The organism is Alteromonas sp. KUL106, from assembly GCF_009811415.1.
Taxonomy (GTDB): domain Bacteria; phylum Pseudomonadota; class Gammaproteobacteria; order Enterobacterales; family Alteromonadaceae; genus Alteromonas.
Genome location: NZ_BLIG01000010.1, coordinates 70,548 through 83,896 on the forward strand (window position 1 = coordinate 70,548; position 13,349 = coordinate 83,896).

Annotated in this window: 11 protein-coding genes; 6 read left to right on the forward strand and 5 right to left on the reverse strand. The window is 45.6% G+C overall.

Annotated elements, in window-relative coordinates; all coding sequences use genetic code 11:
* Nucleotides 1-59: 59 nt before the first annotated feature.
* Both GVO63_RS04735 and GVO63_RS04740 read left to right on the forward strand, forming a co-directional pair.
* Nucleotides 60-725 (forward strand): TetR/AcrR family transcriptional regulator, encoded by a 666-nt coding sequence (locus tag GVO63_RS04735; RefSeq protein ID WP_159578310.1) that lies wholly within the window; start codon nucleotides 60-62, stop codon nucleotides 723-725.
* Between the two features lie 10 nt (nucleotides 726-735).
* Nucleotides 736-2,175 carry a wax ester/triacylglycerol synthase domain-containing protein gene (locus GVO63_RS04740; RefSeq protein ID WP_159578311.1) on the forward strand — a complete coding sequence of 480 codons (1,440 nt, stop codon included), beginning with the start codon at nucleotides 736-738 and terminating at the stop codon, nucleotides 2,173-2,175.
* Between the two features lie 69 nt (nucleotides 2,176-2,244).
* Here GVO63_RS04740 and GVO63_RS04745 read toward each other — a convergent pair whose 3' ends face one another.
* The gene (locus GVO63_RS04745) at nucleotides 2,245-2,970 is read right to left on the reverse strand and encodes a DUF1439 domain-containing protein (protein WP_159578312.1); all 726 of its coding nucleotides are present in this window, start codon (nucleotides 2,968-2,970) and stop codon (nucleotides 2,245-2,247) included.
* 201 nt (nucleotides 2,971-3,171) lie between these two features.
* On the opposite strand from GVO63_RS04745, the gene GVO63_RS04750 reads away from it, so the two are divergent.
* Entirely contained in the window at nucleotides 3,172-4,815 is a 1,644-nt protein-coding gene (locus tag GVO63_RS04750) for a GMC family oxidoreductase (protein WP_159578313.1), read from the forward strand.
* A gap of 111 nt (nucleotides 4,816-4,926) precedes the next feature.
* On the opposite strand, the gene GVO63_RS04755 is transcribed toward GVO63_RS04750, so the two are convergent.
* A complete protein-coding gene (locus tag GVO63_RS04755) occupies nucleotides 4,927-5,532 on the reverse strand; it encodes a TetR/AcrR family transcriptional regulator (RefSeq protein ID WP_159578314.1) in 606 nt (201 codons plus the stop codon).
* A gap of 138 nt (nucleotides 5,533-5,670) precedes the next feature.
* Here GVO63_RS04755 and GVO63_RS04760 point away from each other — a divergent pair, with 138 nt between their 5' ends.
* From GVO63_RS04760 to GVO63_RS04770, 3 genes are all read left to right on the forward strand, one after another.
* Complete coding sequence (locus tag GVO63_RS04760; protein ID WP_159578315.1) at nucleotides 5,671-6,510, forward strand: crotonase/enoyl-CoA hydratase family protein; 840 nt, start codon at nucleotides 5,671-5,673, stop codon at nucleotides 6,508-6,510.
* A gap of 201 nt (nucleotides 6,511-6,711) precedes the next feature.
* Nucleotides 6,712-8,754 carry an NADPH-dependent 2,4-dienoyl-CoA reductase gene (locus tag GVO63_RS04765; protein WP_159578316.1) on the forward strand — a complete coding sequence of 681 codons (2,043 nt, stop codon included), beginning with the start codon at nucleotides 6,712-6,714 and terminating at the stop codon, nucleotides 8,752-8,754.
* 144 nt (nucleotides 8,755-8,898) lie between these two features.
* Nucleotides 8,899-9,267, forward strand: a complete 369-nt coding sequence (locus GVO63_RS04770; protein ID WP_159578317.1) for a HopJ type III effector protein — start codon at nucleotides 8,899-8,901, stop codon at nucleotides 9,265-9,267.
* A 42-nt stretch (nucleotides 9,268-9,309) separates the two neighbouring features.
* Here the strand turns inward: GVO63_RS04770 and GVO63_RS04775 are convergent, their stop codons facing one another.
* The 3 genes from GVO63_RS04775 to GVO63_RS04785 all read right to left on the reverse strand — a co-directional run bounded on the left by GVO63_RS04775 (nucleotide 9,310) and on the right by GVO63_RS04785 (nucleotide 13,342).
* Nucleotides 9,310-11,589 carry a multiheme c-type cytochrome gene (locus GVO63_RS04775; protein ID WP_159578318.1) on the reverse strand — a complete coding sequence of 760 codons (2,280 nt, stop codon included), beginning with the start codon at nucleotides 11,587-11,589 and terminating at the stop codon, nucleotides 9,310-9,312.
* Nucleotides 11,590-11,675: 86 nt separating this feature from the next.
* Complete coding sequence (locus tag GVO63_RS04780) at nucleotides 11,676-12,896, reverse strand: TIGR02281 family clan AA aspartic protease (RefSeq protein WP_159578319.1); 1,221 nt, start codon at nucleotides 12,894-12,896, stop codon at nucleotides 11,676-11,678.
* A complete protein-coding gene (locus tag GVO63_RS04785) occupies nucleotides 12,893-13,342 on the reverse strand; it encodes a thioesterase family protein (RefSeq protein WP_159578320.1) in 450 nt (149 codons plus the stop codon). Before GVO63_RS04785 ends, GVO63_RS04780 begins: the two co-directional genes overlap by 4 nt.
* Nucleotides 13,343-13,349: the final 7 nt, after the last annotated feature.

Genomic DNA, 13,349 nt, shown 5'->3' on the forward strand with positions numbered 1-13,349 from the left:
GTGGATGTTTCGCAGCACGCTCGATATTCCACATTCTACGAAAAGGTCTGGACGAAATTATGAAGACAGCGCAAAAAATACTGCTCACTGCGCTTACCTTGTTCAATGAACACGGTGAAAACACTGTAACCAGTGTAGACATCGCGTTGGAATTAGATATCAGTCCAGGAAACCTCTATTACCACTTTAAAGGTAAAGACAGCATCGTAAGTGCGCTAATGAAAATGCATGAGCAACAAATGCATAAGCTCTTGAATAGAGAAAAGCTTGATACACTTCATCCTGAAGAGATCATGTATTACCTGTTTTTGCTTGTTGATAGCATTCACGTCTTCCGTTTTTTTTATCGCAGCCCGGCAGATTTGGCTGAGAAGTACCCCCCCATAGTTCGTCCTCGCCAGCACATACTTTCAAGCTTAAATAAACAGCTGGCCTTTCTTTTTGACGCGTTATCACAGCAAGAAGCACTCATTGCAACAAAAGCGGATATAGCACTACTGGTAGATTTGATGTCCCTGATTATTACGCAGTCGTGCCAATTCGATGAATTAAACAGTCATATGGATAGCGCCATGCAGCGCTATCATGCTTTGTCGCTAATGATGGTAAGTGTGTTGCCACGTTTGGCGCTCTCTGATGAGCAAAAGCAAGAACTCTCGCAGATGCTTAATTCTCACGATTTCGTGAGAGATGTCTCAACGCAACCCCCTTTCGACTTTGCTTGAAGGAATAACAATGGCAAAAACGCTCAGCTTCTTAGATAAGTCATTTTGGATAACGGAGTCTGATGAGAATCCTAAACACGTTGCTTGTTTGCAATTACTTGCCATTCCTAAAGGGGCGAACAGCACTGAATATGTTCCTCAACTATTTAAAGAAATAAGGAGCTTTGCTCGCGCAACATCGCCTTTTAACTGTGCCGTGAAAACGGTGCTAGGGTATCCAGTTGGTTTTGCACCCGTGAAAAAACTTAATATGGATTATCATGTACAGATTCATCGCGTTGCCGACATAACAAATAGAGAAGCACTCGATGCCTTTGTCGCGAGACTGCACGCCTCACGATTAGACCCGGATAAACCTCTGTGGCAATACCATTTTATTTTTGACGACAGTAGCGATACGTTTGCGATATATGCCCGCGTTCATCACATGTATGGCGACGGTGCAACCTTGGTGCGTTGGTTTCAAGCTGGCTATGTATCAAATTCTCACGAAACTAAGTTTACACCCGTTTGGGCGGTGAAGCGGCTCAGGCACAAGCGCCACGAGTCGGTGAGTTTTTACAAGCGCATTGTAGGCGTTGGCTACGCGTTTAAAACAGCCTTTGATTTGTTGGTTATCTTTCTTCGTATTTTCATGAAGCTTTTGAGGGTTAACCCACACTACATGCCCATTCCGTTTACGGGTACCAAAACCGTACTGACTGGGCAAGTTAAGGCGGGGAGGGCGGTAGCGACGATGGACTTAGACTTTAAGCGGGTAAAGGCGCTGGCAAGGCGCACTCGCTCTACTGCCAATGAGGTACTTTTGTGCGCGTTTGATATTGGCGTTCATAAACTGCTGCAAGACCACGGGCAAGTATTTAAAAAAGCCCTATTTACTAATATGCCCATTAATCTGCGCAAGCCAGGCGAGAAAACGACGGGCAATAAAATAGCCATTGTTCCTGTTCAGCTTGCCCATGGCGAAACAGACCCGTATCTTCGACTTCGCCAAATTGTCGTAAACCATCGCATTGTAAAACATGCTGCTCAGCATGCGCGACCCGCTGCATTTAGCGGCTACACTATCGTAATTCAGTCTTTAGCCTTGGTATTTGAATGGTTAAAGTTGTCCAGTGTGGTGAAGCCCATTGCCAACATCTTAATTTCAAATGTGCCAGGGCCAACGGATAAACGTTACTTGAAAGATGCCGAACTGCTCGCCTGCTACCCAATTTCTACAATGACACCCGGGGGAGGGGTCAATATTACGCTTATGACCTATGCGGGGACGGCAAACGTTGGGTTAGTGTGCTGTAACAAAAATATAAAATCCTTACAGCCGTTGGCAAGATACGTAGAGGAGGCATTTGACATGCTGGAAGCTAGCGTCGATGACCCAAGGTTGAATATTGACGATATTGGAGAACAGGTCGATATGGTCCCAGTTTCCATTGTTTCAGACCATTAGCACAGCGATTGTGATTACGCTAACGAGGGGAACGCGACAGAGAATTACTGAGCTATAAAGATGAAAATGTCACTCGCCTAGGTAAAAGCGAAGCACGTTTTCTTCTACCCGAACGTTTTGCCCCAGTTTTGCAAAGAGAACTTCCCGCCAGTGATCGTTGCGCATGGTGTGGCTCAACGTTTCCTGAGTAATTTGTTTTTTGATTGCGCTGTCAATTTGTGGCGTGTGGTAGTCCAACACCTTTTGTTTTGAGCCGGATAAATAGAGCTGTAGGTAATCGGCAGCGATGTCTGACGTGCCCGCGCTGAACAACGAAAAAGCGGTTTTTAATGGTCTACCCAATAAGTTATTGACGTTTTTAGGAAAAAAACGAGTGAGCAAAAACTGAGTATCCTTAATAAGGGCATAATCGTCGTTAACCAACGTAACGTTGTCGGTTTTGAGGTCTACCAAGTAAAGCGTACTCATATTTTTGTCGTAATATGGCGTGGCAGAAAGGGTAAAAACCACGTGGGCGCGGTAGATGGTGGTGGCAGCGATTTCGATGTTTAAGGCGGCTAAACATTGAAGGCCAATGCGGTTTCTTTCATCATCTAATATGAGGTTACCTTCAAGCACCGTAACGGTGCCTGTACCAACGGGGATTTCGAATGTAAATCCGTAGGGGAAGCTGTTTTTTATCAGGTTGTGCAGTTCAGACTTGGTAAAATCATCGTGCGTCAGCCTACCCAGTTTTACAAGCCACTGAGCAAAAAACACTTTGCATTTGTCTTTCAACGATAGATTGTTCGGCAAAACTCATTCTCGGGCTAATGATTAGCCAGCGGGCCACTGTAGGCTGACATTTCTCATCACAAAGAAACTAAGCTATCAGGATTATTAGATTTTTTAAATCTTACCACTTAAGTATTTTCCCAAAGAAGAATTGTTTGCTAATCTGGTCGAACCACAACGTTTTTTTTAACATTATCCGGTTTGGCTTAAGGAGTTGGCGAAATGAGCGAAGTACTCAGCAAGTACGATTACATCATTGTAGGAGGAGGGTCTGCTGGTGCTGTGCTTGCAACGCGCTTATCAGAAAATCCTGCGCTTGATATTTTGCTATTAGAGGCTGGCTCTAAAGACACAAATCCATTAATTCATATCCCCTTTGGTCTTTCTGTTCTGAGCCGGTTTGAAGGAATTGGTTGGGGCTATCATACGGCACCACAAAAAGAGATGTACGATCGAGAATTGTTTTGGCCCCGCGGTAAAACGTTAGGTGGCAGCAGTTCGGTTAATGCGATGTGTTACATTCGCGGGCAAAGAGAAGACTACGATCGCTGGGCTAATGAAGAAGGGGCTCAAGGTTGGTCGTTTGATGACGTGCTGCCTTATTTCAAACGGTCAGAGAACTTCGAAGAAGGCGCTGACGAATACCACGGTACTGGCGGTCCGTTAAACGTAAGCAAATTGCGTCATACAAGTGTGCTATCAGAGACATTTGTAAATTCAGCGTCATTTGCAGGTTACCAACAGCTAGACGACTTTAATCGCGACGAGCGTGAAGGGTTAGGGTTTTATCACGTTACCCAAATTAACGGACAGCGATGTTCCACCGCAAAAGGTTACTTAACGCAAGCGAAGCATCGCAACAATCTTACCGTTCTTACGAAAGTAGCTGCGGAGAAAGTGCTGCTTAAAGAAGGGAGAGCCATTGGCGTTCAGGTGCGTGAGAAAGGGGTGGTAAATCGTTATTTTGCTAGAAGTGAAGTAATTTTATGCGGTGGGGCAATTAATTCTCCGCAACTGCTCATGCTATCAGGCATCGGCCCACGGGCTGAACTAGAAGAAAAAGGCATATTTGTACAGCAAGACCTGCCAGGAGTTGGACAAAACTTACAAGATCATTTGGACGCAATTGTTCAGTACACATGTAAGGCACGGGAGGGATATGCGGTTGCATTAGGAGCGCTTCCGTCGTACGCAAAAGCGAGTGCGGATTACGCGCTTAAACGAAACGGCATTTTTTCATCAAATGTTGCAGAAGCCGGTGGTTTTGTAAGCTCTAGTTTAGCGACACAAGGCCCCGACATTCAGTTTCACTTCTTGCCTGCAATTCTTAACGACCACGGAAGACAGCTCGCTTTTGGTTATGGGTACGGCCTTCACGTGTGTTGCTTATACCCTAAAAGTCGCGGCACAATCTCGCTTCAAAGCAATCATCCTGCTGACCAGGCACTTATCGACCCCAATTATTTATCTGCAAAAGAAGATCAGCAGGTGATGATAGAAGGCGTGCGCATTGCACGAAAATTACTCTCAGCGCCAGATTTCGACAAATTCCAGGGAAGTGAATTGTACCCAGGGGAACAAGCGCAAAGCGACGATGAAATTTTAGAGTTTTTACGGGAGCGTGCTGAAACCATTTATCACCCCATCGGCACGTGTAAAATGGGTAGCGATGACGACGAGATGGCGGTGGTTGATAATCAGTTGCGAGTGAGAGGTATTGCTGGTCTGCGAGTGGTTGATGCCTCCGTAATGCCTAGCCTGATTGGTGGCAATACCAATGCGCCAACCGTCATGATAGCGGAGCGGGCAGCGGAATTTATTAAAGCTGCGCACGAGGGGCAGCCTGTTTCTCTAGCGAAAGCTTAATCAGCGTAATTGGGCATGTAATTGCAGGGAGCGAGTTAATGTCTCGCTCAAACACGGCTAGCCGCACTAGTCGGTGGGAAAATTCATCACTCTGAATAGCTTAACCACTGTCTATCCCTGTTTTTGCATAAACAAGTCGGCAGCGCAGTCACACATTTCTTCAATGTGGCTGCTGTCAGCGTAAATACCGTCAATAAGCAATCGTGCTATTCCATGCAATGTACCCCAGGTCACTTGCGCTAGACGAAGCGCATCCTGGTTGTTCGGCAACAGCCCTTTGTCCTGCCAATAGCGCGTCATGGTCACTTGAAACTGAAAGCAAGGAAAGGCGACGTCTTTTAAGTCGTTGGTCGCTGCTTGGTTTTGCCATATTGTTCGCCCGAACATCAGTTCATACATTTCGGGGTTGTCAGCCGCATAGCCGATGTATTCGTGTATAAACTCACGAAAACGCTCCTGTGGCGTTTTATCTTCTTGTTCAAATATGCGCTTTGCGGTGGAATGCCAATCGCTGAAACCCTTTGCTGCAATTGCGCTTAATAGCGCACTCTTGTCTTTAAAGTGATGGTAGGGCGCAGTACGAGACACACCGGCATCTTCAGCCAGTTTTCTAAGCGATAGGCTATCAACGCCATGCTGAGAAAGACGCGCAGTGGCCGCCTCTATCAGTGCGCTGCGTAAATCGCCGTGATGGTAGCTTTGTACTGCATTAGTCATAAACCAAAAGTTTCCGTGTTCACTATTGAGCCGAATAGATAACGTTTTATCTTGACAGTGTCAACATAGCCTTTTATCTTGACGCTGTCTAGTTTGCAAATTTGTTAATAGGAACAGCCCAAGGAGACAGCGCAAACCATGAAGTACTCTACATTAGAAGTAAAACAAGAGGGCCATATTGCCCACGTAGTACTTAACCGCCCAGAAGCAATGAACAGCATGATCCCAGAATTCTGGACAGAACTTCCCGCGGCTATTCGGGAAATAGACGACAATGCCGATGCCCGTGTCATTGTTATTTCATCGACAGGTAAGCACTTCTCTGCCGGTATGGATTTATCGGTGTTCTTGAACATGAAGGAAGACTTTAAAGGTGACCCTTCGCGTAGAGCAGAGCGTATGCGCCGCATGGTTATGCTGCTTCAAGATAGCTTTACCGCCATCGAACAGGCACGTATGCCCGTTATCGGTGCTGTTCAAGGCGGTGCAATTGGTGGCGCGGTTGACCTGCTTAGTGCATGCGACATGCGCTATTGTACCCAAGACGCTTTTTTCACTATCAAAGAAACCCAACTAGGTATGACAGCTGACGTTGGCACGCTGCAGCGTTTACCAAAACTGATCCCTATCGGTATTGTGAAAGAGCTCGCCTATACAGGTCGCAACTTTGGTGCCGCAGAAGCGCAGCAACTTGGCTTTGTAAATCAGATATTTGACGACCAAGGTGCAATGTTAGAAGCCGTAATGAAAATAGCCCAGCAGATTGCATTGAATTCGCCGCTAGCGGTTTCAGGCACCAAGACTATGATTAATTACGCGGTAGAACACACGGTGGCAGAAAGCTTGACCTATATGGCTACTTGGCAAGCGGGCATGTTCCAAATGGAAGATGTGTTTAAAGCCATGGAAGCACAGAAAACTAAAACGCTGCCGGACTATCCGCCTTTATACCCAGCGATTAAGAAAATGAATTCGTAAGTTTCATATGAAAGTGCGCCTATTGCCGCTTTTTTAGCTATCAGTTCAATGGTGGCGAGGCTGCGTTAGGACTGCTTCGATGAACGACTTTTATTACAAAGACAAAGAGCATTTCTAAAGCAGAAATGCGTGAAAAAAAGAATAATTTAACAGGCTTTTTAACGGCTTTTACCAAGCCAAAACGACTTTCAGGAATGTATCATGAATCAGACCGTTACCGATCATCCCGTTTACCCTCATTTATTTCGTCCGTTGGATTTAGGGTTTACTACCCTTAAAAACCGCGTGCTTATGGGCTCTATGCACACAGGCTTAGAAGAGTTGCCCGATGGCCATAAACGTATGGCAGCGTTTTATGGCGAACGTGCGAGAGGGGGCGTTGGCCTTATCGTTACAGGTGGAATTGGGCCAAATGAAGAAGGCGCTACCCATCCATCAACGTTTCGCCTAGATACGGATGAAGCGGTTAAAAATCACAAAGAAGTGACGGATGCAGTGCATACTGCAGGCGGTAAAATCTGTATGCAAATTTTGCACACAGGGCGCTATGCGTATAGCCCCAAGCTTGTTGCACCTTCTGCGGTACAGGCGCCAATTAACCCATTTAAACCAAAAGCACTTGAAGCCGAAGAGATTGAAAAGCAAATCGAAGATTTCATTACTGCAGCAACTCAAGCTCAGCGCGCGGGTTACGATGGTGTTGAAATCATGGGGTCTGAAGGCTATTTCCTTAATCAGTTTATTGCCAAACGTACAAACCACCGCGACGATGAATGGGGCGGTGAATACGAAAACCGCATTCGCTTGCCTATTGAGGTGGTTCGCCGGGTGCGCGAAGCTGTAGGTAAAAACTTTATCATCATCTATCGCTTGTCGATGCTAGACCTTGTGGAGGGTGGCTCTACTTACGAAGAAGTCGTGCAGCTAGGTAAAGAAATTGAAAAAGCTGGGGCAACTATTATCAACACTGGTATTGGTTGGCATGAAGCGCGTATCCCCACCATCGCTACCAAGGTACCGCGCGCGGCATTTACGTGGGTAACAGCTAAATTCCGTGAAGCGCTATCCATTCCGGTGATAACGTCAAACCGTATCAACACGCCTGAAGTTGCTGAAGAAGTGCTATCTCGTGGTGATGCTGACATGGTGTCGATGGCACGTCCGTTCTTGGCTGACCCAGACTTTGTGCGCAAGGCGCAACAAAACAAAGCCGATGAAATTAATACATGCATTGGTTGTAACCAGGCCTGTCTTGACCATGTATTTAACGGCAAAATGACCAGTTGCTTGGTGAACCCCCGCGCTTGTCACGAGCTTGAAATTAACGTTCAACCAGCAGAAACCAAAAAGCGTATTGCGGTTGTAGGTGCAGGACCTGCAGGGTTGGCGGCTGCAGTGACATCCGCACAGCGCGGTCATGACGTTGTGGTGTACGATGCGTCTAGCGAAATTGGTGGTCAATTTAATATCGCTAAACAAATTCCAGGTAAAGAAGAGTTCTATGAAACGCTACGTTATTTTAAGCGCCAAATTGAGCTTCACAAAAACATTACCCTTAAATTGAATACCTATGTTGATGCGGCTGCGCTAAACGATGAAGGGTTCGATGAAGTGATGATTGCCACAGGTATTAAGCCGCGCACGCCAGCTATAGAAGGTATTGAGCACGAAAAAGTACTCACCTACATTGACGTATTGAAAGAGAAAAAGCCAGTAGGTAATAAAGTGGCCATTATCGGTGCCGGCGGTATTGGTTTTGATACCGCTGAATATTTGTCTCATGGAAAGGAAACGCCAAGCCAAGACATTCCAGCGTTCATGAAAGAATGGGGTATTGATATGACTTTCTCGGCCCGTGCAGGCATAGAAGGCGTGAAGCCGCAGCCAGAACCATCGCCAAGAGAGATTTTCCTACTACAGCGCAAGACAACCAAAGTAGGCGCTGGGTTAGGCAAAACGACGGGGTGGGCGCATCGAGCCGGCTTGCTAGCCAAAGGAGTGACGATGATCCCAGGTGTAAGCTATGACAAAATTGATGATGAAGGGCTACACATCACGGTAGACGGCAACCAGCAAGTGTTGCCGGTAGACAACATCATCATCTGTGCGGGGCAAGAGCCAATGCGTGATATTGTCGAAGGTCTCAACATGCCATATCACCTTATTGGTGGTGCAGATGAAGCGTTAGAGCTTGACGCAAAACGCGCCATAGACCAAGGCACGCGAGTGTGTGCTGCGGTTTAAGTACTAAGAAGCAATGAACTAGTAAGCAACAAAGCGTCTCTAAAAGAGGCGCTTTTTTTATGTAAAAAAACAAAGGCAGGTTTGTAGTGGTCTGTTGTAGCGATACAGATCTGTTATCATTCTCATTTTTTATCTGAGACGAACATGACCTTCAGCAACACCCAAGATTTAATTCACGCTGTCAGTAATTCACCAGAAACAATCGAGTTCAAGGACGTTATCGCGCTTGTTGATAGCGCGTTCACTTTTACGTCAACCGCTTTCACCAACGGTGATGTTTCAAACGAGGCGAACCAAAACAACGGCTCGTGCAAGCTGCTTGCACTCGGTCAGCACTTAAAACTAAATCATGCGCAAACACTGGCCTTATTCGGACGTTTTTATCGCGAAGATGTGCTGAATAACCCTAACGGAGACGACCACGCGAATATTCGCAACTTTATGAAAACTGGCCATGAAGGGGTGGTGTTTGACACATTTCCTTTGGTGAAAACAGACGTATCGCATTGCTAAACAATAGCGACCTTACGGGTCCAACGCGCCCATTTTCAGAGCTTATTCCTGCGAGCGCGGCCGCGTTCGCTGCTTATCGGTTATTTCTTGATTAAAAAAACGGTACGAAGCTTCGTCACCTAGTTTTTGTGAGAGTGATAATCCCAAGCGAATAAGCGAATTGTCTCGCTGTACCTCAACGGCTTTTTTTAGAACGTTGAGGCCAGCTTTCGTTTGACCAATACTATCCAGAGCAAGTGCATAGATATACCAATTTTGCGGGTTGTCAGGGCCAAGTGTTGCCGCTTGTTTAAAAAACGTAACAGCGGTTGGCTTGTCTTGTTTACGAATATAAAACATCCCCAATGAATAGTGGATAAGGTCGCTTTTGGGCATTTGGTTTACTGCTTCAAAGAGTATTTGTTCTTCTAAGCGAAGTTTATTTTGAGCGCGATAAAGTTCAGCAAGGTTTACATAGTTCGCTTCAAAATAGGGGTCTATTTTTATGCCTTGTTTGAGTAAGGTCTCGGCTTCTTCAATATTGCTTAGCTGATATTCAACAAGGCTTTGATTAAGGTTACCTTCACCTCGCCATTGATTCACTTTATTTGATAACGTGAGCTCTTCAAGCGCTTTCTTAAAGCTCTCGCTATTTAGCCCCAAGCCAATCAGATTATTTACGGCAGTTATCCGAATGGCTTTGAATTTGTCATCAAGTAGGCTGGCGTACGACTTTATGCGCTCTTGAGGTGAAAGAGCCTTGCCTGCTTGTGCAGCTCCCAGCCTTAAAAGGGGCTCTTTATGGTTAATAAAATAATGTAATTCTCTGTCGGTAATCGGCTGGTTAGTTGAGTGCAACAGCCCTATGGCTGTTGCGCGCTTAATTACGGGTAACGATGTTGAATATGCAATGCGCAATATGGCTTCGTTACCATGAATTTCGCCGGACATAAGTAATATGTAACTTTCCTCTTCTCTACTTAGCAGAGAGTCTCTGCCATGCCAAGATGTTAGTATTTTGGATACCCAAGCGTTGTCTTTTTCATGACAACTTAAACACGCGTTAGGTGTGCCTGTTTTCGCTGAAATATGTGGCGTTGGAATACTAAAACTATGGTCGCGCCGTTCATCCACCCCCATAAAAGTACGCGTAGGCATATGGCAGTTTACGCACTGATTTGCGTCTGTACTTTCGGCATGCTTAGTGTGTTTTTTACCTTGGAAAGTTGATGCCAAGTGGCACTGCAGACACAAACCATTCCCCTCCATTTTTAATTTCATAGAGTGTGGGTTATGGCAGTCGATACAGTTAACACCAGCCTCATACATGCGGCTTTGCAAAAAAGAACCGTAAACATACACTTCTTCTCGTATTTGCCCGTCGGCAAAATACAGAGGAGGGATAAGAAGTGAAGGGGAAAACTGATCTAAAAAAGGCGTCTTGGGATCTATACCGTCAGAGAGTGCGCTGCGTAACGAGTGACATGCAAAGCATGTTTCCATAAACTGATTGTCTCGTTTGGCGGGAACGAACTTACCATTTTCTTTTTCATACCAAGACGCGATACTATCGCCTTCCTTTAACAACCACTTTCCTATCGCTTTTTGTTCGCCCAGAGAGAGAGCGTGAGAAGTGGAAGAGGGCCCTAGAGATGTTTTTTCACTAAGAGGTGTTATTTTGGCGATTTCATTTGTTTTATCGCTCCTAGTTTTGTTTGCCTCATCAGTGTAATGCGCCGCCATATCGCCATGGCAGGAAGCACACGACACATTGATTTCATCAAAGTGGCTGTTGAATGTAAGAGTTTCAGTATCAAACTTACGCTTCAAACCACTAGAGTGACAATCGGCGCACATGCCATTCCAGTTTTGCATAGGCTGTTTCCAATGCAACCTGTCTTTATGTCCAATATCTTCAGATAAATAGTTTGGGTACCAACGCTGGCCGCCTTCTGATCTGTCCCGTGTATCCCATGCAAATGGAAAAACTTGAAACTTGCCTTTTTCAGTTTCGATTAGGTATTGCTGTAGTGGGTAGTGGCCAAAAACATAAGCAACTCTATAGGTCGTTGTATTTCCTGCTTCTGTTAGCTCAGCGAAAAATGCAGTATCGTTTTTGAAAAAACGCGCAGTCTGCTTAAAGTGAGAAATTGAATCATCATCGAAATTAGCAATTACGGTCTCGTCGGTGGCATAGGCCATCGCTCTAGCGTGGTCAGATTGTTGCCATTGAATTACCTGTTCCTTATGGCAAGTTACACAGTTGGCATATTCTTTCCCGTGTAAGTTTCTACTTAAACTCGTTAAAAGTAACAGGCTGAGAACAAAAACCAACCGAGGCATTACGACGTCCATTATGTCTTAAGGTTAACTAGCTACACTGTATCACAGTGATTTTTGCAGCGTTAAATTTAGTTAGGACATGCGCGTTATTTCTCACGCTCAGTTAAAATCAACTCGCTAGACTGGGGCATTATCGCGAAGTCAAATTGGCCTAAGACATTCATGCCCAGTAATCCGTCGGCATCGGGAAGGGCGTCTTCGGGCAATACGATGGCAGAGACATCGTTGAACTCGTAGCCAGCAAAGTAAAATCGCGGTATTTGTACCAATGGTGCTTCAATGGTGCCTGATGCCGTTCTAACGTTGAAGTTACCAATAAATGTAAGGTTTCGCATGCGGCCTAAACGAGCAAACAGTCGGGAAGAAATTGCGGTTGTACTGGCGCCTGTATCTAGAATCATGGTGGCCCTTTGATTAAGGGCCTTTGCTTCAAGTCGGTATTGATCGCCAATGCGCTCTAAGGCTACACGGGTTTGATAACGAGCGGCGTCAGTGCTTGTCGGCTCTATTTCGCTATTGTTCGGCGTAGTGTCTGCATTGGCAACATCGCGCATTTCATAGGCTTTATTGCGAATGATATTGGCGTCTCTGTCGTTAAATGGTAGGGCTGCAAGCACATCTTCCATTAGGGTAAGTTTTTGCTGATAAGCGTAAGCTTCTGCCAAATTAAGGGTGTAGTGCTTAGCGTCGGGTATGCGTTGATACAGTGGCTCATTTAATCTGGCAACCAGTTCCCATTGTTCGTCTTGACTTAACTGCGTCTGTGCCTGTTGATACAAGGTGGCAATTTTTGTGTCGATAAATGCGAGAGTTTCAGTTGAAAGAGGCAGTTCAGCCAAGTCGTAGTAGTGCACTATCGCTGTGGGCAGGGGCTTTGTTAACTCAATCAACTCACCTTCTAGCAACAGCAGCGATTCGTTGAGCGGGTCATTTTTTAAAAAGTTTGTTAGCTCTGCTGCGAGCAATGCATATTGCCCATTATTGAGCAGGGCAGTGAGTGAATCTACTTCGTCTTGATTTAGTGAAGGTGCGGATGAGTGCAGCGCTTCGCGCTCACTTGATGATGTATTAGCGCCATGAGTGCTTGAGGCATAGGACGGGGAACCTTTGCTGTTATAGGGGGCTGCCTCATTCTCAACTTGAGCCATGTCCTTAAATTGTGCCTCACCTTCTAAACGGTGTTCATAGTTAGCTTCCCTCTCATAAGCTTTATCATTGTGTTGTTTTAAGCTAAGCCATAAGTAAACGTTTATGCCTAGCGACACAAAAAGTAGGAATGAAAGCACCATTGCTAGCCATGTTTTCATTGTGCCACACATGCCTTGCCATATATGTCCACGAATTGTTTAGGCATGCGTTTTGGCGCACCTGTATCAAGACTCACGCAAACGAAGGTCGTCACAGCATCAAATACTGTCTTGTCTCGTTTTGGGCAGATAAACTGAAACTGACGTTGTAAAGTCAGTTTGCTGTCGCAATGCACTATCCAAGTAGCGCATTCTAATGTATCACCAAGGTGAGTAGGCAAGTGATAGTTTAGCTCATGGCGCTTAATCACCATGCCTCGATTTAGCGATTGATAATCGGCAAACTGTAAGCCAAGCGCGTTTGAGTGAGCCCACGCCAAGCTCTCTAGCTGGGATAGGTATGCCACATTGTTCACGTGCTGATAATGGTCAATGTGCGTCTCATTAATATGCCATTGCTGCACATAAGGGGTGTCTAACATCCAATTAAGCGTCGGTTTACTCAAACTGAAT